The sequence below is a fragment of the Bradyrhizobium sp. Bra64 genome (assembly GCF_024519875.1).
Classification (GTDB): Bacteria; Pseudomonadota; Alphaproteobacteria; order Rhizobiales; family Xanthobacteraceae; genus Bradyrhizobium; species Bradyrhizobium japonicum_G.
Window position 1 is genome coordinate 114,495 of record NZ_JALJRD010000010.1, and the last position, 24,900, is coordinate 139,394.

Below are 24,900 nucleotides of genomic sequence, written 5' to 3' on the forward strand. Positions count from 1 at the left end.
CTTGAGCCGAAAGGGAGCAGCGCGAGTCTGGTCTAGCCCGCGCTCAGGCGCACACCGGCGCGCAGGAATTTCTGCGGATCGACAGCTTCGCCGTCGATGCGGGTTTCATAATGCAGATGCGGACCGGTCGAACGTCCCGTCGAGCCGACGAGTCCAATCACCTGGCCGATCTTCACGACCTCGCCGACCCTGACGTTGATCTCGGAGAGGTGGCCGTAGCGGGTCGAAAGTCCATTGCCGTGATCGACCTCGATCATGCGGCCGTAGCCGCCGGACCAGCCGGCGGAGACCACCTTGCCATAGGCGGTGACGCGGACGGGATCGCCGCTCGCGGCGCGGAAGTCGAGCCCGGTATGCATCGCGGGCCGGCCCAGGAACGGATCGCTGCGTATGCCGAAACCGGAGGTGAATTCGACCTCGCCGATCACAGGCTTGCGGTAGGGCACCAGCGCCAGCGTGCGGTTGAGACGGTCCATCTCGGCGCGGGTGGTGTTGATGCGATAGAGCTGCTTCTCGAAGGCCCCGGCATTGGCCGTCAGCTTGACGGGGACGAAAGGCCCGCCCATCGCGGCGCGCGGCACGGCGGCCTCGAGATTGGCGAGGTTCAGGCCGAGATCGCTGACCACGCCGCGCATCCGGCGCATGCGCGAATCCATGCCTTCCTCGACGGCGCTGAGCGCCGCCATCTGGCGCCGCTCGACCTGGTCGAGCGAGGTCGAAAGACGGACCAGGACGTTGTCGAATCCCTGGTTTCTGGCGAATTGATTGGTCGGCGGGGCGATGACGGTCGGGGCGCGCGATTCGAGCCGGGCTTCACGATCCGGCGGCGCCACGAAGATCACGGTATCGCTGATCGGCGAGGGCTTTGGCGTACCCTGCGTCGCGCCCTGGTTCGCATCGCCGCGCTGTGGAGCCGAACGGGGGATCGATCCGGTCACATCGGGCATGGCCCCGAGCGCCGTGGCCCGGGACTCCAGCGCCGTCTGGCGCTTCATGATCTGGTCGAGCTTCTGGTCGAACTGCTCCTGGTCGAGCAGCTGCCGGCTGGTGGTACGGTCGACCTTGGCGCGCAGCTCGGCGATGCGGTCCTCATAGGCGTATTGCATCTCGGCCTGGCGAGCGATCAGCCGGGTGAGGACGTCGTCTCGGAAGGCGAAATAGGTGGCGGTGGCGGCCGACCAAAGCCCGAGCAACACGACGGTGCCGACCACGATCCAGAACACCACCGGCCCCAGGCGAACCTGCTTGCCGTGATGCACGATGGTGTAGGCGTCGTCGGTGTCGGGAAGGGGAAGCGCGGTTGCCACCGCGGCGGCAGGGCGCCGATGGAAAGCACGTCCGTGGTCGTGGGGGTGATGTTGGGGGTACTGCGAGAATTGGGCAGAACTTTTCGACATCGGCACTCCCGCGCCGGTCGGATGAGTCCGTACGGCCTAAATTGCCGCAGCAATCTGGGCCGGTCATGGTTAATTTTCCGGAAACGGAACCTCCCGAATTTAAAGAATTGGTTAAAGGCGTCTTGCCGCTTCCAGCACCTCGTCGGCGTGGCCGTCGACCCGGACATTGCGCCAGACCTTGGCGACCCTGCCGTCGGCGCCAAGCAGTATCGTGGTGCGAAGAATTCCGAGGAAGCGCTTGCCGTACATGGATTTTTCGCCCCAGGCCCCGTAGGCCTCCAGCATCTCGTGTGTCTCATCCGAGATCAGGGGGACGCCGAGGCTGTGCTTGTCGCGGAACTTCTCCTGGGCCTTCAACGGATCGGCGGAGATGCCGAGCACGGCCGTACCGGCAGCAGTGAATGCGTCGGCCAGCCGGGTGAAGTCGATGGCCTCCCTGGTGCAGCCGGGCGTGTCGGCGCGGGGATAGAAGAACAGGACGAGCTTCTGGCCGGCATAGTCCGACAGCGCAACGACACGGCCGCCGTCGCGGAGCAGGCGGAAGGCGGGCGCCTTCTGACCCTCGGCCAGACCAGCCTTCGCCGCCGGTCCGGGCGCGGCGGCCGATTTGGAAGAAATTAACTGTTTCGATGCGGCCCCATGCGATGCTGTCTTTGCTATGGTCCCGGTTGATTTGCTCACCGGTGTCCGCTGTGTTTTGGCGGACTTTGTTTGAGTCGCTGCCCGCGTTTTCAGGGGCTTCTTTTTAGCCGTCGGACTGCCGGAGGGCGTTTTGGACGATTTCTTTCGGGATTTCTTGGACATACGCCTTCCTTTCGTCGCTTTCGACGGGTCAATCGAAGCGGTATTGCAGCCCTCGTCCGGTGTGCCGGAATCGTGCCCTTGGCTGGGCGAGTCTGACGACGCCGGAGTATGGTTACAAGGAATTCCACGCACCACCCCACTGCTCGTTGAACGCGCTCCCGGGGCGAAATGACGAACAGCAGGAACAGTCGAGGTATGGCGGCAATGCCGGCGCGGGGTGCTTCGCTTCCCGCGGACGGCTGCGGTCCCGGCGGCGCTCAATCCTACGACGGGCGCCTGTATCGAGAGGCAATGGCAAGGAATACGTCGCCCCAGGATTACAATCGGGATTTGAATCGGCGCGGCGGCCAACCAGAGCCGCAGGATTGGGACGACGCCGATTGGGACCCGGATCAGGAAGCGGCGGCGGGCCATCGGGCGCGCCGGCTGTTGTCGCGTTCCAGTTCGGGCTTCCATCGCATCGGTGACGGGTTTGGGACGTTGCGCCGCTGGCTGGGCGGCGGCCGCTGGCTGAAGCGCCTCGCCGTGGTCGTCGGGGCTCTGATCGTCATCTTCGTCGGCTGTTTCGGTGCGCTGTGGTGGCGGCTCGGCGCCGGCCCAATCAATCTCGACATCGCGACCCCTTGGCTGGCCGCGGCGATCGAGGACAATATCGGCCACGGCAACACGGTCGAGGTCGGCGGCACCCAGATCGAGCGGGCCGGGCGAATCCGCATCGCCGTACGCATCCGCGACATCGTCGTGCGCGACCACGATCGTGCCATCGTCGCCAGCGCGCCGAAGGCTGAAGTGAAATTGTCCGGCGCGGGCCTGCTGATGGGGCATCTGCGCGCGGAAAGCCTCAACCTCGTCGATGCCGAGCTCGCGATCCGCATCGCGCCCGACGGCACCGTCACGGTGTCGGCCGGCGACACCGCAAAACCGCTCGCAACCGGCGTCGCCTCCAAGAAGGATGCGGGCCTGCCGCCGACATTCCCCCGCAACGGCGTCTCGCCGCCGCCATCCGCCACCGCGCCCGCGGGCCAAGACCCATCGCAAGCCGCATCGCAGGCCGCGCCGCAAGCGACCCCCCAGAGCGGAATCCTTCAGGGCCTCGACTGGCTCGACAGCTTGAGCATGACCGGACTCGACGGCCAGAACCTCAACGAGATCGGTCTGAAGAACGGTAACCTGATCGTCGACGATCAGCAGCGCGGCAGCAAATGGACGTTTGAGAACATCACGCTCAGCCTGCGCCGGCCGAGTCGCGGCGGCGTCGCTCTGAGCCTCGGTGAGGAGGGCGCGCATCCGTGGTCGCTGCGTGCCACGATCGGCCCCGCCGAGAATGGCGTGCGTTCGGTCGACATCCGCGCCGACAAGGTCTCGACCGCCAACATCCTGCTGGCGCTGCGGGTGAAGGATCTCACCTACACCGCCGACCTGCCGCTGACCGGCGAGCTCAAGGGCGAACTCGGCCGCGACGGCGTGCCGACCTTCTTCCGCGGCAAGATCGCGATCGGTGCCGGCAACATCATCGACACAGATACGCCGGACTATCCGATGGCGATCGACTCGGCCGAGATCAACATCGAGTGGGATTCGAACCGGCGGGTGCTGGTCGCACCGTTCAAGATCCTGTCGGGTGCGAACCGCCTGACGCTGCTGGCCCATCTCGAGCCTCCCAACGGCACCACCAACGACTGGCAGCTCGGATTCAGCGGCGGCTCGATCCTGCTCGGCGGCATCGACAACGAGCCGCCGCTGGTCTTCAACCGCATCGCGATCGGCTTCCGCTTCGACACCGACCACAAGCGGCTGTTGTTGACGCAGGCCGATATCTCCAACGGGGAGATAGGCGTCGCCGGCACCGGCGCCATCGACTATTCGGGCGAGCCGCGGTTGACGCTGGGTTTTGCGGGAACGCCAATGTCGGCCTCCGCACTCAAGCGGATGTGGCCGACGCTCGTCGTTCCCGAGTTGCGGGAATGGGTGATCGAGCGGATCGAGCGCGGGACACTCCAGCGCATCGAGATCGGCGTCAATTCGCCGACGAGGAATCTTCCGCGCAAGGGCCCGCCCATTCCAGACGACGGCCTGTCGGTCAACATCGTGGCGAGCGGCGTCGCGGTTCGCCCCGTGGATGGCATGCCTGTCGTGCACGACGCCGATTTGAAGGCGCACGTGACCGGACGCACGGCGACCGTGAATATCGGGCAGGGCATCGCCGATACGCCTGCCGGCCGCAAGGTCACGATCTCCGACTTCGTCTTCGAGGTGCCTGACATGGCGCCCAAGCCGTCGCCGTCGCGGACCAGATTCCGTGTCGATGGCCCGGTGCCGGCCGCGGCCGAAATGCTTTCCAACGATCGGTTGAGCGATTTGTCGTCGACCGTCGTCGATCCCAACACCAGCAAGGGGACGTTCACGGCGAACATCCAGCTCGGCCTCCCGGTCAAGGGCGAACTGACCAAGGCCGACACGACCTATGCCGTCACCGCCGATCTCAACGGCTTTGCCGCCGACAAGCTGGTGATGAACCAGAAGCTGGAGGCCAACAACCTCAAGATCGTCGCGAGCAACCAGGGCTATCAGGTCAAGGGCGACGTCAAGATCAACGGGCAGGCGGCCTCGCTCGACTACCGCAAGCCGGCCGAGGGCGATGCGGACGTCAAATTGACGACCACGCTGGACGATGCCAGCCGCGCGCGCCTGGGATTCGATCTCAGCCCCGCCGTCAGCGGATCGCTGCCGATCAAGCTGTCGGGCAAGATCGCCGGCGGGCCCGAGCAGACGACGAAGCTTGGCGTCGAAGCCGACCTGACCTCGGTCAAGCTCGACAACATCCTGCCCGGCTGGGTCAAGCTGCCGGGCAAGTCGGCCAAGGCCAGCTTCAAGGTGGTGCCGACGGCGCAATCGACGCGTCTGGAGGACATCGTCATCGAAGGCGGCGGTGCCTCGATCAAGGGCTCGCTGGAGGTCGATCCGAACGGCGACCTCATGAACGCGAATTTCCCGACCTATGCGCCGTCCGACGGCGACAAGGCGTCGCTGAGGGTGGAGCGCGGCCAGGACGGCGTGGTCAAGGGCACGATGCGTGGCGACGTGTTCGACGGCCGCGGCTTCCTGAAGTCGGCGATCTCGGGCAATGCCAAGGACGATGCCAAGAACAAGATGAAGAACGTCGATTTCGACATCGACCTGAAGCTCGGCGCCGTCATGGGCTTCAACGGCGAGGCGATGCGCAGCGTCGATGCCAAGATGTCGAAGCGGAACGGCGCCATCAAGGCCTTCACCCTCAGCGGCAAGATCGGCAACGATACGCCGGTTGCGGCTGACTTGCGCGGAGGTCGCGCGCAGGGCAGCCGCGAGGTGATCTATCTCCAGACCAACAACGCCGGTGCGCTGCTGCGCTTCACCGACACCTACACCAAGGCCTCCGGTGGCCAGCTGGTGGTGGCGATGGAGCCGCCGTCGTCCGAGCCCAACGCCTCGCGCGAGGGTCTCATCAACGTGCGCGACTTCACGGTCAAGGGCGAGGCGCAGCTCGAACGCGTTGCCGCCGGCGCGCCGAACGGCACCGGCAACGGCGTCTCCTTCAGCGCGCTGCGCGCCGAGTTCACCCGGCAGAACGGCTCGCTGACGATCCGCGATGGCGTCGTCAAGGGCCCGATGATCGGCGCCACCATCGAGGGCTCGATCGACTATCCCGGCAACCAGGTGTGCATGAGCGGCACCTTCGTGCCGATGTATGGCGTCAACAACATCTTCGGCCAGATCCCGCTGTTCGGCATCTTCCTCGGCGGTGGCAACAATGAAGGCTTGATCGGCGTGACCTATGAGGTCGTCGGCACGCCGGCCGCGCCCGTGATGCGCGTCAATCCGATCTCGGCGATGGCGCCCGGCCTGTTCCGCAAGATCTTCGAATTCAACACCGGCAAGCAAAATTCGCCGTTCGAGGAATTCCCGTCGCAGTCGAGCGATGGCTCGACCGGCTCGACACGCCAGCTATCGAGCGGCTGCAGTCTCACGCGGCGATAGCGGCAAACCGGCTTTCATTTGCGTCCGCCGTAGCGGAATCGAGCGTAACCTCCGAGACGCGAATGCCCGGGGCGAGCCCCGGGCATGACGACGATAATTCAGGAGAGTTTTGTGCGGCCTACGCCGCGCGCACGCCGGCGAGGAACGTGCCGACTTCACCCGAGAGCTGCTCGGCTTGCTTGGAGAGGTTCGAGGCTGCGGCGAGCACCATGCCCGCGGCATTGCCGGTCTCGTTCGCCGCGGTGCTGACGCCGCCGATATTGGTCGTGACTTCCCTGGTCGCTTCCGCGGTCTGCGAGACGCTGCGGGCAATCTCTGCGGTGGCGGCGCCTTGCTCCTCGATGGCCGCGCCGATCGAGGTCGCGATCCGGCTGACTTCCTCGATGGTGGCGGTGATGCCGCCGATGGCGTCCACGGCCTCCTTGGTCGCGCCCTGGATCTGGGCGATCTTGTCGCCGATCTCGCGGGTCGCTTCGGCGGTCTGGCTCGCGAGCGACTTCACCTCGGAGGCGACGACGGCGAAGCCGCGGCCGGCCTCACCGGCACGCGCGGCCTCGATGGTGGCGTTGAGTGCGAGCAGATTGGTCTGCGCCGCGATGCTGGAGATCAGTTCGGCGACGTGCTCGATCTGCTGGGCGCCGTCGGAGAGCGCGCGCACGATGCTGTCGGTGCGCCGTGCACTGTCCACCGCGCGCCCCGTGACTTCCGCGGATTGGGCGACCTGGCGGCTGATTTCGGTGATGGAGGAGGAGAGCTCTTCGGCGGCGGCCGCGACCGTCTGGACGCGCTGGCTGGCTTCGGTGGCGGCGGAGCCGACCACGGCGGCGCGGCGGTTGGTGCCCTCGGCGGTCGACGACATCGACTTGGCGGTGGTCTCGAGCTCGCCGGAGCCGGAGGCCATCAGGCCGACGAGCTGGCCGACGGAAGCATCAAAGCGGTCGGCGAGCGAGATCAGCGCGTCACGCTTCTCCTGCTCGTTGCGTGTCTTGGTCGCGACCTGCTCGGCCTCCAGGTTACGCGCCGTCAAAGCGGTCTGCCTGAGCACTTCCAGCGTCTCGGCCATGCGGCCGATCTCGTCGCCGCGGCCGGTCTCCTCGACCGGCTTGTCGATGGCACCGTCGGCGATCTCCTGCATGCGGGTCTTCTGGCGGTCGAGCGCGCCGAGCACGTCGCGGGCGATCAGCCAGGACAGCGTCGCCATCAGCAGCACCAGCCCGAGACCGACCGCGGCGAGCTCCAGCGTCAAGGCGCGCACGTCGGCATCGATGTCGTCGACATAGAGGCCGTAGCTGATCGTCGCGTTCCAGGGCGCGAATTGGCGGGCGAACACGGTTTTGCGTACGGGCTCGGTCTGGCCCGGGCGGGGATAGAGGTACGAGGCCACGCCGCCGCCATTTTGGCTGCCGGCCTTGATGATCGCGTCGGCGATCAGGACGCCATTGGAATCGGTCGCGCCGGTGATCCTGCCTTCGAGCTGCTGGTTGGCGCCGTTGATGAGGATCGAAGTGTCGGCGTTGTAGACGACGGGATAGCCCTGGCCGCCGTTGAAGCTCATGCGCCGTCCGCGGATGTGGAACTGGGCCTTGGCATCGGCCTGCGTCAGCTTGCCGGCGGTAACGTCGTCCTGGACCGATTGGGCGAGGGTGTAGAGCAGATCGACCGCGGTCTTCATCTGCTGGACCCGGTCCTCCATCATGCGGCTCTTGCTGAGGAAGGCCGATACCGCGATGATGGCCGTGACTGTGAGAGCCGCAAGACAGACCATGCTGGCAAGCTTGGTGCGGATCTTCAGATGGCTCAGCAGCTTCATCACAGCCCCTACGGAATGGTTGTTATTGTCAACATCACTAGCATGAAGTTCTTACCAATCATGAACCTAGCCATGCGCCGGCCGGCCGCGCGCATGACCGTTCGCAGCCTTATGCGCAAGCGTGCAGGCAAACGGACATGTGCGGGCGCATCTTTGCGCGCATGCTGGAGAAGATCGATCTCAGGCTTTGGTGGTCGTCGAGCCCTGCCGGAGCGGCCATGAACCGATTCGTTCACCGCCTCATCATGTCCGTGCTGCTCGCAGCGGCCCTGGTTCTCATCTGGAACGTGCTGGGCTCGCGGTAGATGACACCGGCAAGTTGGCCGATGCCATCTGCTACTCGTGCGTCAATTGCGCGCGCGTCAGCGCCGCGCGAATGCGCCGCTAGTCCTTGCCCATCGCCGCATCGGCGCTGACCGAGCCGCCACCGGCAGCCGAGAGGTAGAGGCAGGCGAAGCAGAACAGGATCGGCGCGGTGCCGCCATTGAGCAGCGGCAGGAACACCGGCGTCTCGCCCTTCAACATGTGGCCCATGAAATAGGCGAAGGCCATCTCACCCGAGAGGATGAACGCCGCGAGGCGGGTGAACAGGCCGAGCATCAGGAGCGCGCCGAGCACCAGCTCGAGCGCACCGGCCGCATAGATGATCGGCGGAATGTTCGCGAAGTACGGCAGCACCGGAAACTTGAACAGTTTCGCGACGCCGTACTGGAACAGCAGCAGCCCGGTCATGAAGCGAAACAGGCTCAAGAGAACCGGTTGAAAGCGAGTGAGATAGGGAAAGTTCATTGGTTCGTGCTCTCCATCCAATGCCGCGACTTGGACCGCATTCAGTTTCACCCTGCAAGCCGCCCAAGCTCAATTCGCGCTGACATTTTTGTCATGTCGGACAAAACACCGCAGACAGGACTTTCAGCCGCGCGCGATCCGCATTTTTTGCGGCTGTTCGCGTCACGCCCCTCCGTAATTTCCCGGTGACGCGCATGCGCTCAGGTTACCTGCGGGAGACCTAGCGTCGCAAAGCGGGCACGATCAGGAACGGGATCATTCCGAGGATCACGCTCACCAATGCGAAGATAAGCAGCGCATTGTAGCCGTGAGTCGCGTCGTGGATCAGACCGCCGCTCCATGAGCCGAACGCCGAGCCGAGACCGCTGCCGATCGAGATGGTGCCGTAGATGGTGCCGACGCGCTTGCCCCGAAAAATCTTCATCGCGGTTGCCGTGATCAGCGGGCCGCGCGAGCCCATCATGCTGCCGAAGCAGACCACGAAGCCGGTCAGCAGGATGATGTTCGCGGAGTATTGCAGCAGCCACAGCAGGAAGATCCCGATGATCGAGATCGCGTAGCTCAGCAGCACCGAGGGCCTGCGCCCGATCAGCCCGTCGAGCGCGGAGACGCCCAACATGCCGAACACCAGCACCACCCCGGAAAAGCCCCAGGCGGTCGCGGCCTGGAGCGGCGGAAAGCCCGCATCGATCAGATAGGCCACGATCTGCGCGGCGATCGCATACATGCCGACCGCCGTAAAAAAGAACGTCGAGAACAACGCCCAGAAGGCGTGATGGCGCATCGCGCTCGGAAGCGTCCAGCCATCGTCGACGAAATCGGGATCGGTCCTCTTGGCGATATGCGGCGAGCCGGAGGCGAACAATCGCCATGGCAGCAGCATGAGCGGCACCAGCAGGCCCAATGCGGCGAAGCCGAACAGCTGGTAGGTTTCACGCCAGCCGAGATGGTCGATCAGGAGCTGCGAGGCCGGCAGCAGCGCCAGCACGCCGCCGCCCATCGCCGAATAGACCACCGCCATCGCAGTCGGCAGCCGCGGCCCGAACCAGCGACCGAGCAGGATCGAGTTCGGCACGTTGCCGATGAAGGCGACACCGATGCCGACGCAGAATCCGATTGAGAGCTGGAATTGCCAGAGCGACTGTGCGTGCGCCGCAATGAGGAAGGCCGAGCCGAGCAGGAACAGTCCGGTTGCGTAGACGATGCGCGGTCCGGAATGGTCGAACAGGCGCCCGACCAGCGGTGCGGTCAGTCCGCTGACGAGCCAGGTCAGCGAATAGATCGAGACGACCTGCGCACGGTCCCAGCCAAAATTTTCGGAGATCGGCTTGAGGAAAACCGTGAAGCTTTCGCTGAGGCCTCGGCCGAGCACGGCGAGCGTGAAGCACAACGCGAGCACCACGAGCGCGGTTCGCACGACGCCCTGCGATGTCGCCGTTGCGCGATCCTTGGTCGCTTGCTTGGACTGTTCCCTGGGCGTGTTCTGGTCCATTGCCGATCAGGGAGCGCGCTTCGGCGCACCCTGACAAGCAGCGAAAAGCTCATACGCCTATGCAGGCCTGATGAGGATGTGCTTCTTCTTGCCGAACGACAGCTTGATGACACCCTCTGGCGTCAGATTGGTGCCGGACAGCGCCATCTTCTCGTCGGTGACCGGCTCGTCGTTGACGCGCAGGCCGCCGCCCTTGATCTGGCGCCGTGCCTCTCCATTGGAGGCGACGAGGCCCGCCTTGACGAAGGCGTTGAGCACGCCGAGGCCGGCGTCGAGTTCGCCGCGCGGAATTTCCACCGTCGGCAGGCTTTCAGCCAGGGCGCCTTCCTCGAAGGTGCGGCGCGCGGTCTCGGCAGCCTCATTGGCGGCATCGCGGCCGTGCAGAAGCGCGGTCGCCTCGGTCGCGAGCACCTTCTTGGCTTCGTTGATCTCGGAGCCGCCGAGCGCCTCAAGCTTCCTGATCTCGCTCATCGGCAGCGTCGTGAACAGTTTCAGGAACTTGCCGACGTCGGCATCCTCGGTGTTGCGCCAATACTGCCAGAAATCGTACGGCGAGAACTGGTCGGCATTGAGCCAGACGGCGCCCTGCGCGGTCTTGCCCATCTTGGCGCCCGACGCCGTCGTCAGCAGCGGCGTCGTCAGCGCGAACAGCTGATGGGTGCCCATGCGGCGGCCGAGATCGACGCCCATGATGATGTTGCCCCACTGGTCCGAGCCGCCCATCTGCAAGCTGCAGCCGGTGCGCCTGGCGAGCTCGACGAAGTCGTAGGCCTGGCAGACCATGTAGTTGAACTCGATGAAGCTCATCTCGTGCTCGCGCTCGAGGCGCAGCCGCACGGAATCCATGGTCAGCATGCGGTTGACCGAGAAGTGCCGGCCGACGTCGCGCAGCATCTCGATCCAGTTGAGCTTGGTCAGCCACTCCGCGTTGTCGAGCATGATGGCGTCGCTCTTGGCCTCGCCATAGCGCAGCACTTTTGCGAACACGCCGCGGATCGAGGCCTTGTTCGCCTCGATCTCGGCGACGGTGCGGATCGCACGCGTCTCGTCCTTGCCGGAGGGATCGCCGACCATGGTGGTGCCGCCGCCCATCAGCGTGATCGGCTTGTTGCCGGACTCCTGGAGCCAGTGCAGCATCATCATGGTAAGGTAGTTGCCGATGTGCAGCGAGCGGGCGGTGCAATCGTAGCCGACATAGGCGGTCGCATCGCCCTTGGCGGCGAGCGCGTCCAGCCCCTCGAAATCGGAGCACTGGTGGATGAATCCACGTTCCTGCAGGGTATTGAGGAAATCCGATTTAAATGCAGTCATCTGTCGGCGTGCCTGACAATTCTTGGTTTACTGTTTTGGGAGCAATTTAAGGGTCTTGCTCGGGAACTCGATTGCTTCCCGCCATTTGGCGCTGTGGGATTATAAGATGTGCCCCTCTGGCACAAGATCGGCATGCCGGAGTGGGGTCTTGAGGACGCTGGTCCATGATGTTGACGGCACTCGGTTTGATGAGCGGCACCTCGCTGGACGGGGTGGACGTTGCGCTGATCGAAACCGATGGAAAGCAGGTGAAAGCCTTCGGACCATCCGGGTACCGGGCCTACAGCCCGGCCGAGCGCAACCTGCTGCGCCAGGCCCTGACCGAAGCCGTGCATCTGCTGCAACGTGACGCCCGGCCGGGGATTCTGGCCGAGGCCGAGCGTGCGGTGACGCTGGCGCACGCCGAGGCGGTGGCCGCCTTCGTCGCCCATCACCGCATGAGGCCTGAGGACATCGACATCGTCGGTTTCCACGGCCAGACCGTGCTGCACCGCCCCGAGAAGCGGCTGACGGTGCAGATCGGTGATGCGCCGGCGCTCGCCAGGGCGATCCATATCCCCGTGATGCATGATTTCCGCGCCGCCGATGTCGAGGCCGGCGGGCAGGGCGCGCCCCTCGTGCCGGTCTACCACCGGGCGCTCGTCCAGTCGCTGGAGCGCGAGGGGCCGATCGTCGTGGTCAATATCGGTGGCGTCTCTAACATCACCTATATCGACGGCAACGACACGTTGATCGCCTGCGACACCGGGCCCGGCAACGCGCTGCTCGACGATTTCATGTACCGCACCATGAACCAGGCGTTCGACACGGAGGGAAAATTCGCAGCCCTCGGCAAGGTCGACGAGGCCTGGATCGCGCGGGCGCTGGAACTGCCGTTCTTCGCAAGCCCACCGCCGAAATCGCTCGACCGCAACGATTTTGCCGCGCTGAAGCTCGGCGATGTCCAGCCGGCCGACGGCGCCGCGACGCTGACCGCCTTTACCGCGGCGGCCATCGCCCGCATCATCCCCCTATTGCCGCGGCGGCCACGGAGCTGGATCGTCTGTGGCGGCGGGGCGCGCAACCTCACCATGCTGCGCATGCTGCGCGAGCGGGTGGGATCGGCCACCGTCGAGGCCGCCGAGGCGCTCGGCTGGGCCTCCGACGCCATCGAGGCGCAGGCCTTCGGCTTCCTCGCCGCGCGCGGCCTGAAGGGCCTGCCGCTCTCCTATCCGGCTACCACGGGCGTGCCGATGCCGATGACGGGCGGGGTGATCGTGCGGCCCTGACCTCACTGTCAGTTGATGCAGGTGCATGGATCTTGACGGTGCATGCAAGTGCATCTATAGTGCATGCAGTTGCATTAAAGCGCCGGGATTGGCCATGACCACTTCGCTCAAACTGATCAGCCACAAGCTTTGCCCTTACGTGCAACGCGCGGTCATCGCGCTCGAGGAGAAGGGCGTGCCGTTCGAGCGGGTCGACATCGATCTCGCCAACAAGCCCGACTGGTTCCTGAAACTCTCGCCGCTCGGCAAGGTGCCGGTGCTGGTGGTGACGACCGACAAGGGTGAGGTCGCTCTGTTCGAAAGCAACGTGATCTGCGAGTACATCGAGGAGACGCAAGGCGGCACAAGACTGCATCCGCTGGATGCGCTGAAGCGGGCCGAGCATCGTGCCTGGATGGAATTCGGCTCGGCGATCCTGGGCGATCTCTGGGGCCTGGAGACGACGACGGATCCGGCGACGTTCGAGAGCAAGCGTCAGGCGCTTGTCGCGAAATTCGCGCGTGTGGAAGCCGCGCTCGGCGCAGGGCCCTATTTCGCAGGCGAGGCGTTCAGCCTGGTCGACGCGGTGTTCGCGCCGATCTTTCGTTATTTCGATCTGTTCGACAAACTGACCGAGCACGGCATCTTCAGGGATCTGCCGAAGGTCCGCGCATGGCGCGTCGAGCTGGCGAAGCGTCCGAGCGTGCGCGCTGCGGCCGGCGCGGACTATCCACAATTGCTGCGCGCCTTCCTCGTGCGGCACGACGCGCATCTCCTCAAGCTTGCGGCTTGAGCGCAGGCGCGCCGTCATGGACCTAGCGGCGCTCAGGTGCAGCCGTCGGCAAGCAGCAGCTTACTCGTCGTCGTGGCGTGGCGCAGCTTGAACAGATCTTGAGCGTCGGGATCGTTCAGGAAGGCTTGCGCCTTCTCGCGTCCCGGGAATTCGATGATGACGAGGCGCTCGGGCGCCCAATCGCCTTCGATCGTGGTCGGCTGCACGCCGCTAACGATGTACCGCCCGGAATGCCTGGCGATGAAGGCGGGAATTTCAGCGATGTATGGCTTGAAGCCGGCGAAATCGTTCACCGACAGGTCGAGCACCAGATAGGCCTTCATGGCTTGATCCCCGTCATTGACGGTTCGCAGCCATGCCACGAACCCGTCAACGCGGGAAGGTCTCAGCGCACGTTGGCGAGGCGCATGTCGAGATAGGCGGTGATGGTTTCCATCAGCGGCTCGAGCTTGGCGTCGAAGAAATGGTTGGCGCCGGGGATGACCTGCTGGTCGATCACGATGCCCTTCTGCGTCTTCAGCTTCTCGACCAGCGTGTTGACGTCCTTGGGTGGCACCACCGCGTCCTTCTCGCCATGCACGATCAGGCCCGAGGAGGGGCAGGGCGCGAGGAACGAGAAGTCGTAGAGGTTGGCCGGCGGCGCGATCGAGATGAAGCCTTCGACCTCGGGACGGCGCATCAGCAGCTGCATTCCGATCCATGCGCCGAAGGAGAAGCCGGCGACCCAGCAGGCGCGCGCTTCGGGATTGATGGTCTGCGCCCAGTCGAGCGCGGCGGCCGCGTCCGACAGCTCGCCGGTGCCGTGGTCGAACGAGCCCTGGCTGCGGCCGACGCCGCGGAAATTGAAACGCAGCACCGAGAAGCCGCGATGCGCAAAGGCGTAGTAGCACTGGTAGATGATCTGATGATTCATCGTGCCGTGGAACTGCGGATGCGGATGCAGGACCATCGCGATCGGCGCGTTCTTCTGCTTGGCCGGGTGATAGCGGCCTTCGAGACGGCCGGCGGGGCCAGTGAAAATAACTTCAGGCATGATGATCTCTTGATTGATCCCTTGAAGACGCTCTTCAACAATCAACCGATTGTGCAGACTTCACCGGCTGCTGCGCCGATCAAGCCGCGAATGGAAGGGTGGGCCGGCGCCCTCGGATGATGCGCGAGCGGCGCGCGGTGAACTGACGCGGGCGTTCTAACATGAGGCGAGGGTCAAAAAGCAAGCATCTTGAACATACGGCAATGACCTCAAGAGGTTAGGTGGTCATCGCGGCATCATGGTCGCGGCCTGCTGCGGTTTTTCCGTCGCAGTCGGCCGCTGACGTGGGGGCGACCGGGCTTGCAAAATCCAAATGTGGCTCGCCAACTTATTGAAAACACGCCGATTTATCGGTGCTTGCTCGATTCTATCGGCAATCACGCGGGCGTCGCGGGATGATCCAGCGAGCCGATCGAGAATCGGTAGCGCCGGCTCCCTTGCAGCGTCTGCCCGGTGTCGAACGTGAGTTCGAAATCGCCGGACGGCTTGAGGTCCACCCCGGCCACCCGATCCAGATTGGCGAGCTTCGTGCGGTGAATCCGAACGATGCGGAAACGCGCCAGCTCGGCTTCGGCCGCCGCCAGCGTCCCCCGGATCAGGTGCTGGGTGCCGTCGGCAAGACTGTATTCGATGTAGTTGCCGGCGGAGGCGATCCAAAGGATCTCGCGCGGCGCAACGCGAACCCGGCTTGTACCATCGCGCAGCCAGATCAGCTCGGGAAGCGGCTGTTGCGGGGTGGAGAGGCGCGCGCCGGCCGCCGCAGCCTGCCTCAACTCGCGGCGGCTATCGAACAACCAGATCACGCCCGCAATCAGGACGGAGGTCAGGACGTCCTTGCGGAATTCGTAGAGCAGTGTCGCGACGGACAAGTTGAAATCGTAGGAACTGCCGGCAAGCCACAGCACGAATTTTCGGATCCCCACCATCCCGGCGACATGAAGGACTGAGAACCCGACCAGCGCCATCGCGCCAATGCCGGCCTGGCCGACGAGGCCAGCCGTATGCCGCATCCGCCGGACTGCCGCCATCAAAAGCGGAACCAGGAGCAGGATGACGACGATGCTCGACAACTCCCAGAATAGACGACGGCCGACATCGTAGCTGCCGTTACGCCAGGCAGAATCCTGCGCGCCCGACAGCGCGTTCACGATTCCCGTGGCCATCGAGATGGCTGCGATCGCGCCAAACATCGCCCAGTCGCCGCCGCTGATCCCGAGAATTCCGCCACTCGTCCCGACCGGCTGCATCTCGTCCCGGGCGGTCCGATCTTGATCCCGCGGCGGCTCGACATGGTCCCGTTCGCGGGCATTTTCGGCGTCAGCCATGACCTGAGAACCGTGCTTGGGGTCCCTTGAAGGAGCAGACCATCATGTCAAAACCAGAGATATTTCCGACGCCGGAACGGCGCATCGACCTCGACTGGGTGCGGATTGGCGCCTTCGGTCTTTTGATCTTCTACCATGTCGGCATGCTCTACGTGTCCTGGGGGTTCCACATCAAGAGCGAGCACAGGCTGACCTGGCTCGAGCCGTTGATGCTGGTGCTCAACCCCTGGCGGCTGTCGTTGCTGTTCCTGGTGTCGGGCGTGGCCACCCGGTTCATGCTCGACAAGTTCACGCTGCCGGCGTTCGCCGGCGCGCGGACGGCAAGGCTGCTTGTGCCCTTGATATTCGGCATGCTCGTGATCGTGCCCCCTCAATCCTACGACCAGATCCGCGAGAGCCTTGGTTATCCGGCGGGCTTTCTGGATTTCTACGTCCGGCACTATCTCGCGTTCGGTTCGGAGTTTTGCCCGCAGCCCTGCATCGTGCTGCCGACCTGGAATCATCTTTGGTTCGTGGTCTATCTGTGGGTCTACACGATGGCGCTGGCCGTCGTGCTCTGGCTCTGGCCGGCCGCTGCCGACCGGTTGGGATCGAAGCTTGCGACGGCACTTGCAGGTCCTGGAATTCTGGTCCTGCCCTGCGTCCTGTTCGTCAGCTGGCGCGTTTTTCTGTTCCCGGCTTTTCCGTCGACCCACGCGCTGTTCGGCGACTGGTACAACCATGCGGACTACGCGACGGCCTTTCTGATCGGATTTCTGCTGGCGAAGCAGCCGCGCGTCTGGAGCGAGTTGGAGCGTCAACGCTGGTTGGCCTTCGCGGCTGCGATCGGCTTGTTTGCGACTTTCATGCTGTTTCGCGGCGGCTTCGGCGTCGCGTCCTGGCTGCCGCCGAGGTGGTGCGTCAGCGCTGCCTATGGTTGCTATCAATGGCTCGCCATGGCCGCGGTCCTCGGGCACGCCAGGCGCTGGCTCACCGCCGACGGACCGTTGCGGCGCTACCTTACGGAAGCGATTTTCCCCTACTACATCGTGCATCAGACCGCGATCATCATGATTGCGCACGCGCTGCGGGATCGCGGCCTTCCCGCGGGGGTCGAGGCCGCCATCGTGATCGGCGGCACCGTGCTCACCTGCGCGGCGACCTATGAAATTGTCCGGCGGATCAACCTCCTGCGGCCGTTGTTCGGGTTGCGTATGGCCGGCGGCGGAACGGCGCGAGCGGCCCGGCAGCAGCCGGCCTGATGCCGCCGGTCGCGACTTGTCTCGCCGCAAAAGCTGCTAAGAGAGCCTATGCCGAGCCGCGTCTACCTCGACTGGAATGCGACCACGCCGCTCCGCGCGCAGGCGCGGGATGCGATGCTCGCCGCCTGGGAGCTGGTCGGCAATCCGTCCTCGGTCCATGCCGAGGGGCGGGAGGCGCGGCGGCTCGTCGAGGGGGCCCGGTCGATGCTTGCCGAAGCGGTCGGGGCGCTGCCGCGCAATGTCATCTTCACCTCCGCGGGAACCGAGGCCAACACGCTGGCGCTGTCGCCCGGCCTGCGGGGCCCGTCCGGCAAGCCTGTCGAACGGCTCCTGGCTTCGGCCGCCGAGCATGCCTCGGTGCTGGCCGGCGGCCGGTTTCCGGCGGACAGGATGAGCTTGATCCCGGTCACGCGCTCCGGTGTGATCGATCTCGCCCAGCTGAAGGCGCTGCTTGGCGAGGGCCCACCGGCGCTGGTCTCCATCATGGCCGCCAATAACGAGACGGGCGCGCTGCAGCCGGTCGCGGAAGCCGCCCGCATGGTTCACGAGGCCGGCGGCCTCCTGCATGTCGATGCGATCCAGGCATTCGGCAAAATTGCGTTCAATATTCACGCGATAGGTGCCGACCTTGCGACCTTTTCCGCGCACAAGATCGGCGGCCCCAAGGGCGTCGGCGCGCTGGTCGTGGCGGACGGGATTGCCGGATTGGAACCGGTGCTGCGGGGCGGGGGGCAGGAGCTGAACCGGCGCGCGGGAACCGAGAACGTCGCCGGCATCGCCGGCTTCGGCGCGGCGATCAAGGCGGCGCTTCAGGCTCTGCCGGAGGATGCGGAACGGATGGCAACCCTCAGGCATCATTTGGAAAATGGCATTCGCGCCATTGCCGGCGCGACGATCTTCGCGGACGACGTGACGCGGTTGCCAAATACCGTCTTGTTCACCGCGCCCGGCCTGAAGGCTGAGACCGCGGTGATTGGCTTCGACCTCGAAGGCGTGGCCGTGTCCTCAGGCTCGGCCTGTTCCTCCGGCAAGGTGCAGCCCTCTCACGTCCTGTCCGCGATGGGGTATGATGCCACCGTTGCCCAGGGAGCGGTGCGCCTCAGTCTGGGCTGGTCCACGGAGCCGCATGACATCAATAGGGCGTTAGAGGCTTGGCGAAAGCTCGGTAATACCCTACTTAGAGTCTAAGCGATGAAACACGGGTTGAACGGTTCTAAGCCCGTGCTTTCCGCCAAAAAACATCGTAATACTCGACCGAGTTTGATCCACCGCGGTCCTTGAAACCGCGAGCGGAGGATAGAATGCCAGCCGTGCAAGAGACGGTCGAGCGCGTGAAGCGCATCGACGTCGACCAGTATCGTTATGGGTTTGAGACCCTGATCGAGTCCGACAAGGCCCCCAAGGGGTTGTCGGAAGAGACTGTCAAGTTCATCTCCGAGAAGAAGAACGAGCCCGCCTGGATGCTCCAGTGGCGCCTCGAAGCCTATCGGCGCTGGCTGACCATGACCGAGCCGACCTGGGCCCGCGTCGACTACCCGAAGATCGACTTCCAGGACCTTTATTACTATTCGGCGCCGAAGCCGAAGAAGACGATCACCTCGCTCGACGAGATCGATCCGGAGATCCTGAAGACCTACGAGAAGCTCGGCATTCCCTTGCGCGAAGTCGCCATGCTCGAAGGCGTCGAGCCCAAGCCCGGCGAGGAAGACCCGGCCCGCCGCAAGATCGCGGTCGATGCCGTGTTCGATTCGGTCTCGGTCGCGACCACCTTCAAGGCGGAGCTGAAGAAGGCCGGCGTGATCTTCATGCCGATCTCGGAGGCAATCCGCGAGCATCCCGAACTGGTGCAGAAATATCTGGGCTCGGTGGTTCCGACCTCGGACAATTTCTACGCGACGCTGAACTCTGCGGTGTTCTCCGACGGCTCGTTCGTCTACGTGCCGCCGGGCGTGCGCTGCCCGATGGAGCTGTCGACCTATTTCCGCATCAACGAGCGCAACACCGGCCAGTTCGAGCGCACGCTGATCATCGCCGACAAGGGCTCCTTCGTCTCCTATCTCGAAGGCTGCACCGCGCCGCAGCGTGACGAGAACCAGTTGCATGCCGCCGTGGTCGAGCTCGTCGCGCATGACGACGCCGAGATCAAATATTCGACGGTGCAGAACTGGTATCCCGGCAATTCGGAAGGCAAGGGCGGCATCTACAATTTCGTCACCAAGCGTGGCGACTGTCGCGGCAACAACTCCAAGATCTCCTGGACCCAGGTCGAGACCGGTTCGGCGATCACCTGGAAATATCCGAGCTGCATTCTGCGCGGCGATAATTCTCGCGGCGAGTTCTATTCGATCGCGATCTCGAACGGCTATCAGCAGGTCGACAGCGGCACCAAGATGATCCATCTCGGCAAGAACACGTCGAGCCGGATCATCTCCAAGGGCATCGCGGCCGGCAAGTCGCAGAACACCTATCGCGGCCTCGTCACCGCCCATCGCAAGGCGACCGGCGCGCGCAACTTCACCGCCTGCGATTCGCTGCTGATCGGCGACAAATGCGGCGCGCACACCGTGCCGTATATCGAAGCCAAGAACTCGTCGGCGACGTTCGAGCACGAGGCGACGACCTCGAAGATCTCCGAGGACGTGCTGTTCTACTGCATCCAGCGCGGCCTCACGCAGGAGGAGGCGGTCGGCCTCGTCGTCAACGGCTTCGTCAAGGACGTGCTTCAGCAGCTCCCGATGGAGTTCGCGGTGGAAGCGCAGAAGCTGATCTCGATCTCGCTCGAAGGGTCGGTCGGCTGATTGCCGACCCTCGCGGTGCGCTTGGACGCACCATGCATCAATTGAATAAACTGGATACCAAGATGGCTTTGCTTGAAGTGAAAGACCTGAAGGTTCGTGTCGAGGAACGTGAGATCCTCCACGGGCTGACGTTGACCGTGAACGAGGGCGAGATCCACGCCATCATGGGGCCGAACGGCTCCGGCAAGTCGACGCTCTCCCACGTCATCGCCGGCAAGCCCGGCTATGAGGTCACCGACGGCCAGATCCTGTTCAAGGGCGAAGACCTGCTCGAGATGGCCCCCGAGGAGCGTGCCGCCAAGGGCGTCTTCCTGGCGTTCCAGTATCCGGTCGAGATTCCCGGCGTCGCCACCATGACCTTCCTGCGCACCGCGCTGAACGCGCAGCGCAAGGCGCGCGGCGAAAGCGAATATTCGACGCCGGACTTCCTCAAGAAGGTCCGCGAGGTCTCGAAGTCGCTGAACATCCCGCAGGACATGCTCAAGCGCGGCGTCAATGTCGGCTTCTCCGGCGGCGAGAAGAAGCGCAACGAGGTGCTGCAGATGGCGCTGTTCGAACCGAGCCTGTGCATCCTCGACGAGATGGATTCCGGCCTCGACATCGACGCGCTGCGCATCGCAGCCGACGGCGTCAACGCGCTGCACTCGCCCAAGCGTGCGATGGTCGTCATCACCCACTATCAGCGGCTGCTCAACTACATCGTGCCCGACATCGTGCACGTGATGTCGAAGGGCCGTGTCGTGAAGAGCGGCGGCAAGGAACTGGCGCTGGAGCTGGAGGCGTCCGGCTACGCCCAGTTCGAGGACGCCGCGTAAGGAATTTTGTGATGAACGTTGCTGTGGCAAAGACCGGAAAGGGCCGCGCGGTGAGCGATCTCTTCACCAGCGCCGAAGGCCGGCTGCCGGGTTCGCCTTCCGTGATCGCGGTACGCCGCGAGGCGTTCGAGACCTATGAGCGTCTCGGCCTGCCGCACCGCCGGATCGAGGAGTGGAAATACACCGACCTGCGCGCGCTGGTCGGCGAGGTGCTGCCGCTCGCGGCCAGCCCCGATGCGGCTGCCCTGAAGCGAGCTGCGGATGCGGTGCAGGCCAATGCGATCGCAGGTGCCCGCAAGCTGGTGCTGGTCGATGGCGTGTTCGTCCCCGATCTCTCCGACGTCAAGGCGCTCGCCTCCGAGGCGGGCTTCAGGACGTCGCGTGAGACGCTGGAGACGGATGCCGGTCTCCTGAAGACCGCGTCCAACGATGCCGTGATCGCGCTGAATGCCGCGATGGCGACCGACGGCGTGGTGCTGTCGATCGCCGATGGCGCGCAGCTGTCCGCACCGATCCAGATCATCCACGTCGCGATCGCGCCTTCCGCCTCGGCCTTCACCCGTTCAGAGGTGGTGGTCGGGAAGGGGGCTCGCGCCACCATCATCGAAAGCTTCGTCGCGGCCGGTGCCAAGGCCTATCAGGTCAGCGATGCCGTGATCGTCACGATCGGCGACAACGCCGACGTCGCTTATATCCGCCTGATGGACGATGCGCCCGACGCGGTGAACATCACCTCGCAGTTCGTCACGGTCGGCGCGAACACCAAGCTGAATATCTTCAACATGACCACGGGCGCTGCCGTGAGCCGCCTGCAGGGCTTCATCACGCTGGCCGGCGAGGGCAGCGAGCTCGGGGTCAACGGCGTGAACCTGTTGCAGAAGACCGAGCATGGCGACACCACGCTGGTGGTCGATCATGCCGTGCCGAACTGCGTCAGCCGCGAGATCTTCCGCGCCGTGATCGACGACCGCGCCCATTCGGTGTTCCAGGGCCGCATCATCGTCCGTCCGGACGCGCAGAAGACCGACGGCAAGATGATGATTCGCGCGCTGCTGCTCTCGGACGAAGCCGAAGCCGACAACAAGCCCGAGCTCGAGATCTTCGCCGACGACGTCTCCTGCGGTCACGGTGCCACCGCCGGCGCGCTGGACGACAACCTGCTGTTCTACCTGAAGGCGCGCGGCCTGCCCGAGAAGCAGGCCCAGGCGCTGCTGATCCAGGCCTTCGTCGGTGAAGCCATCGAGCAGATCGCCGATGACGGCTTGCGCGAGCACGTGATCGGCATTGCCGAGCGCTGGCTGGAGCGTCGCCAATGAGCACGCATTCCGCAGTCAAGAACGGGTCCTACGACGTTGCGCGCGTGCGCCAGGACTTCCCTGCGCTCGCCATGCAGGTCTACGGCAAGCCGCTGGTCTATCTCGACAACGCAGCGTCTGCGCAGAAGCCGCAGGCCGTGCTCGATCGCATGACGCAGGCCTATACGTCCGAATACGCCAACGTGCATCGTGGCCTGCACTACCTCGCCAACGCCGCGACCGAGGCCTATGAGGGCGGCCGCACCAAGGTGGCGCAGTTCATCAACGCGCCGCGCACAGAGGAAGTGATCTTCACCCGCAACGCCACCGAAGCGATCAACCTGGTCGCCTCGTCCTGGGGCGGGCCGAATATGAAGGAGGGCGACGAGATCGTCCTCTCGATCATGGAGCACCACTCCAACATCGTGCCCTGGCATTTCCTCAGGGAGCGCCAGGGTGCCGTGATCAAATGGGCGCCGGTCGACGACGAAGGCAATTTCCTCATCGACGAGTTCGAGAAGCTCCTGACTGCCAGGACCAAGCTGGTCGCGATCACGCAGATGTCGAACGCGCTCGGCACCATCGTGCCGATCAAGGACGTGGTGAAGATCGCCCATGCCCGCGGCATTCCCGTGCTGGTCGACGGCAGCCAGGGCGCGGTGCATCTGCCGGTCGACGTCCAGGACCTCGGCTGCGACTTCTACGTCTTCACCGGCCACAAGGTCTACGGTCCGACCGGCATCGGCGTGCTCTGGGCCAAGTACGACCACCTCGTCGCGATGCGTCCGTACAATGGCGGCGGCGAGATGATCCGCGAGGTCTCGCGTGACGTGGTCACATACGGCGATCCGCCGCACAAGTTCGAGGCCGGCACGCCCCCGATCGTCGAGGCGGTCGGCCTTGGCGCGGCCATCGACTACGTCAATTCGATCGGCAAGGAGCGCATCGCTGCCCACGAGCACGATCTCGTCACCTACGCCCAGGACAAGCTGCGCGAGATCAACTCGCTGAGGCTGATCGGCACGGCGCGGGGCAAGGGCCCTGTCATCTCCTTCGAGCTCAAGGGCGCGCATGCCCACGACGTCGCCACCGTGATCGACCGCCAGGGCATTGCAGTGCGCGCCGGCACCCATTGCGTGATGCCGCTTTTAGAGCGGTTCAACGTCACGGCGACGTGCCGGGCCTCTTTCGGCATGTATAATACGCGGGAAGAAGTCGATCATCTGGCACAGGCGCTGTTGAAGGCGCGGGATTTGTTCGCATGAGTGACACGGCCGAAATCAAAGCCAATCCGATGGAAACCCGATCGGCGCTGCCGCCGGAGGAAACCGAGCGTCTCACCACCGAGATCATCGCCGGGCTCAAGACCGTGTTCGATCCGGAGATTCCGGCCGACATCTACGAGCTCGGCCTGATCTACAAGGTCGAGATCAAGGACGACCGTTCCGTCGACGTCCAGATGACGCTGACGACGCCGAACTGCCCGGCTGCCGGCGAGTTGCCGACCATGGTCGAGAACGCGGTCGCCAGCGTCCCCGGCGTCGGCGTGGTCGACGTGAAGGTGGTCTGGGAGCCGGCCTGGACGCCGGAGCGCATGAGCGACGAGGCGCGCCTCGTGCTCAACATGTGGTGACGCGTACGTTCTGCTTTTCATTCCTGGCATTGAATTCGCCCCGCAACGGACCACATCACTGACATGACACAGATATCGTCCGGCTCAACACCAGCATCCCCTCCGAAGCCGCGGCGGCCTCGCCCGCAGGTGATGCGGCTGACGGATGCTGCCGCCCAGCGCATCAGCGAGCTGACGAGCCGCGCCGATTCCGAGATCGTCGGCCTGCGCGTCGGCGTGAAGAACGGCGGCTGCGCCGGCCAGTCCTACACGGTGGAATACGCCCATGATGTCCGTCCGACCGACGAGGTCGTCGAGGACAAGGGCGTCAAGATCCTGATCGATCCCAAGGCCGTGCTGTTCCTGCTCGGCACCGAGATGGACTACAAGGCCGACAAGATGCAGGCCCAGTTCGTCTTCAACAACCCCAACCAGATCTCGGCCTGCGGCTGCGGCGAGTCGGTCGAGCTACGGCCGGCAAAGATCGACGGGTAGTTCTCCCAGTCATTGCGAGGAGCCCGCGACAAAATTGCGAAGCAATCTTGCGCTGGTGCGACGAAGCATTCCGGACTGTCTGCGCGGGGACAGCCTGGCTTGCTTCGCTTCGCTCGCAATGACGGCGGTGGTATGAAGGCTGACCTGCTCGCTCCGGGAAGCCCTCGATGGACCGCGAATTCCTGATCGACCTGTTCGCCGATTTCGGCCCCGTCACCATCCGAAAGATGTTCTCCGGCTACGGCATCTCCGCCGACGGCATCAACTTCGCGCTCGCCCTGCGCGCCGGCCTGTTCCTGCGCGCCGACGAGGTCACCATCCCGGATTTCGAAGCGGAAGGTTCAAAGCCGTTCCAGTATTCGACGCGCGCCAAGACCGTGGTGGTGAACTCCTACTGGGAGCTGCCGGCGCGCCTGTTCGACGATTCCGGGGAGCTCGCGCAATGGGCGAGGGCGGCGCTCGCCGCCGCCCAGCGCGCCAAGGTGAAGAAGCGGCCGAAGAAAAAGACGGCGAAGAAGATTTCGACGAAGCCGCCGGCGAAGAAACGAACAGCCAAGAAGGCGGTTCGTAGGGTGAGCAAAGCGAAGCGTGCCCACCGTTGAGATCCCGGCAAAGATGGTGGGGAC

General features: G+C 64.6%; 22 protein-coding genes. 13 read left to right on the top strand and 9 right to left on the bottom strand.

What is annotated here, in order from left to right:
- Positions 1-32: 32 nt before the first annotated feature.
- Positions 33-1,397: a M23 family metallopeptidase gene (locus NR187_RS25355; RefSeq protein ID WP_211385608.1), complete on the bottom strand. Its 1,365-nt coding sequence runs from the start codon at positions 1,395-1,397 to the stop codon at positions 33-35.
- A gap of 111 nt (positions 1,398-1,508) precedes the next feature.
- Positions 1,509-2,201, bottom strand: a complete 693-nt coding sequence (locus NR187_RS25360) for a peroxiredoxin (RefSeq protein ID WP_256808148.1) — start codon at positions 2,199-2,201, stop codon at positions 1,509-1,511.
- A gap of 204 nt (positions 2,202-2,405) precedes the next feature.
- Here NR187_RS25360 and NR187_RS25365 point away from each other — a divergent pair, with 204 nt between their 5' ends.
- Positions 2,406-6,218 (top strand): AsmA-like C-terminal region-containing protein, encoded by a 3,813-nt coding sequence (locus tag NR187_RS25365; protein WP_256808149.1) that lies wholly within the window; start codon positions 2,406-2,408, stop codon positions 6,216-6,218.
- A 118-nt stretch (positions 6,219-6,336) separates the two neighbouring features.
- Here NR187_RS25365 and NR187_RS25370 read toward each other — a convergent pair whose 3' ends face one another.
- The gene (locus NR187_RS25370) at positions 6,337-8,028 is read right to left on the bottom strand and encodes a methyl-accepting chemotaxis protein (RefSeq protein WP_211385610.1); all 1,692 of its coding nucleotides are present in this window, start codon (positions 8,026-8,028) and stop codon (positions 6,337-6,339) included.
- A gap of 137 nt (positions 8,029-8,165) precedes the next feature.
- Here NR187_RS25370 and NR187_RS25375 point away from each other — a divergent pair, with 137 nt between their 5' ends.
- The gene (locus tag NR187_RS25375; RefSeq protein ID WP_256808037.1) at positions 8,166-8,333 is read left to right on the top strand and encodes a hypothetical protein; all 168 of its coding nucleotides are present in this window, start codon (positions 8,166-8,168) and stop codon (positions 8,331-8,333) included.
- A 79-nt stretch (positions 8,334-8,412) separates the two neighbouring features.
- On the opposite strand, the gene NR187_RS25380 is transcribed toward NR187_RS25375, so the two are convergent.
- The 3 genes from NR187_RS25380 to tyrS all read right to left on the bottom strand — a co-directional run bounded on the left by NR187_RS25380 (position 8,413) and on the right by tyrS (position 11,620).
- On the bottom strand, positions 8,413-8,817 hold the full coding sequence (locus NR187_RS25380) for a DoxX family protein (protein ID WP_211385612.1): 405 nt from the start codon (positions 8,815-8,817) through the stop codon (positions 8,413-8,415).
- Between the two features lie 220 nt (positions 8,818-9,037).
- Positions 9,038-10,309, bottom strand: a complete 1,272-nt coding sequence (locus NR187_RS25385) for an MFS transporter (RefSeq protein WP_211385613.1) — start codon at positions 10,307-10,309, stop codon at positions 9,038-9,040.
- A 57-nt stretch (positions 10,310-10,366) separates the two neighbouring features.
- Positions 10,367-11,620 carry a tyrosine--tRNA ligase gene (gene tyrS / locus NR187_RS25390; RefSeq protein WP_211385614.1) on the bottom strand — a complete coding sequence of 418 codons (1,254 nt, stop codon included), beginning with the start codon at positions 11,618-11,620 and terminating at the stop codon, positions 10,367-10,369.
- Positions 11,621-11,784: 164 nt separating this feature from the next.
- On the opposite strand from tyrS, the gene NR187_RS25395 reads away from it, so the two are divergent.
- Both NR187_RS25395 and NR187_RS25400 read left to right on the top strand, forming a co-directional pair.
- The gene (locus NR187_RS25395) at positions 11,785-12,888 is read left to right on the top strand and encodes an anhydro-N-acetylmuramic acid kinase (RefSeq protein ID WP_211385615.1); all 1,104 of its coding nucleotides are present in this window, start codon (positions 11,785-11,787) and stop codon (positions 12,886-12,888) included.
- Between the two features lie 94 nt (positions 12,889-12,982).
- A complete protein-coding gene (locus NR187_RS25400) occupies positions 12,983-13,660 on the top strand; it encodes a glutathione S-transferase family protein (protein WP_211385616.1) in 678 nt (225 codons plus the stop codon).
- A 32-nt stretch (positions 13,661-13,692) separates the two neighbouring features.
- Here the strand turns inward: NR187_RS25400 and NR187_RS25405 are convergent, their stop codons facing one another.
- The 3 genes from NR187_RS25405 to NR187_RS25415 form a co-directional block, all read right to left on the bottom strand.
- Positions 13,693-13,983 carry a DUF1330 domain-containing protein gene (locus NR187_RS25405; protein WP_211385617.1) on the bottom strand — a complete coding sequence of 97 codons (291 nt, stop codon included), beginning with the start codon at positions 13,981-13,983 and terminating at the stop codon, positions 13,693-13,695.
- Positions 13,984-14,045: 62 nt separating this feature from the next.
- Positions 14,046-14,693, bottom strand: a complete 648-nt coding sequence (locus tag NR187_RS25410) for an alpha/beta hydrolase (protein WP_007591562.1) — start codon at positions 14,691-14,693, stop codon at positions 14,046-14,048.
- A 377-nt stretch (positions 14,694-15,070) separates the two neighbouring features.
- Positions 15,071-16,018, bottom strand: a complete 948-nt coding sequence (locus tag NR187_RS25415; protein ID WP_211385618.1) for a LytTR family DNA-binding domain-containing protein — start codon at positions 16,016-16,018, stop codon at positions 15,071-15,073.
- A gap of 44 nt (positions 16,019-16,062) precedes the next feature.
- Here NR187_RS25415 and NR187_RS25420 point away from each other — a divergent pair, with 44 nt between their 5' ends.
- The 9 genes from NR187_RS25420 to NR187_RS25460 all read left to right on the top strand — a co-directional run bounded on the left by NR187_RS25420 (position 16,063) and on the right by NR187_RS25460 (position 24,876).
- Positions 16,063-17,259: an acyltransferase family protein gene (locus NR187_RS25420; protein ID WP_256808044.1), complete on the top strand. Its 1,197-nt coding sequence runs from the start codon at positions 16,063-16,065 to the stop codon at positions 17,257-17,259.
- A gap of 48 nt (positions 17,260-17,307) precedes the next feature.
- Entirely contained in the window at positions 17,308-18,447 is a 1,140-nt protein-coding gene (locus NR187_RS25425) for a cysteine desulfurase family protein (RefSeq protein ID WP_256808046.1), read from the top strand.
- 113 nt (positions 18,448-18,560) lie between these two features.
- Complete coding sequence (gene sufB / locus NR187_RS25430; RefSeq protein WP_256808047.1) at positions 18,561-20,057, top strand: Fe-S cluster assembly protein SufB; 1,497 nt, start codon at positions 18,561-18,563, stop codon at positions 20,055-20,057.
- A gap of 62 nt (positions 20,058-20,119) precedes the next feature.
- Positions 20,120-20,872, top strand: coding sequence for a Fe-S cluster assembly ATPase SufC (sufC, locus tag NR187_RS25435; protein WP_211385622.1), 753 nt, complete (start codon positions 20,120-20,122; stop codon positions 20,870-20,872).
- A gap of 11 nt (positions 20,873-20,883) precedes the next feature.
- Positions 20,884-22,188 (top strand): Fe-S cluster assembly protein SufD, encoded by a 1,305-nt coding sequence (gene sufD, locus NR187_RS25440; protein ID WP_211385623.1) that lies wholly within the window; start codon positions 20,884-20,886, stop codon positions 22,186-22,188.
- Entirely contained in the window at positions 22,185-23,432 is a 1,248-nt protein-coding gene (locus NR187_RS25445) for a cysteine desulfurase (RefSeq protein WP_256808050.1), read from the top strand. Before sufD ends, NR187_RS25445 begins: the two co-directional genes overlap by 4 nt.
- A complete protein-coding gene (locus NR187_RS25450) occupies positions 23,429-23,800 on the top strand; it encodes an SUF system Fe-S cluster assembly protein (RefSeq protein ID WP_007609827.1) in 372 nt (123 codons plus the stop codon). The genes NR187_RS25445 and NR187_RS25450 overlap by 4 nt, the downstream gene beginning before the upstream one ends.
- Before the next feature lie 63 nt (positions 23,801-23,863).
- Positions 23,864-24,274: an iron-sulfur cluster assembly accessory protein gene (locus tag NR187_RS25455; RefSeq protein ID WP_211385625.1), complete on the top strand. Its 411-nt coding sequence runs from the start codon at positions 23,864-23,866 to the stop codon at positions 24,272-24,274.
- A gap of 167 nt (positions 24,275-24,441) precedes the next feature.
- Complete coding sequence (locus tag NR187_RS25460; protein ID WP_211385626.1) at positions 24,442-24,876, top strand: TfoX/Sxy family protein; 435 nt, start codon at positions 24,442-24,444, stop codon at positions 24,874-24,876.
- Positions 24,877-24,900: the final 24 nt, after the last annotated feature.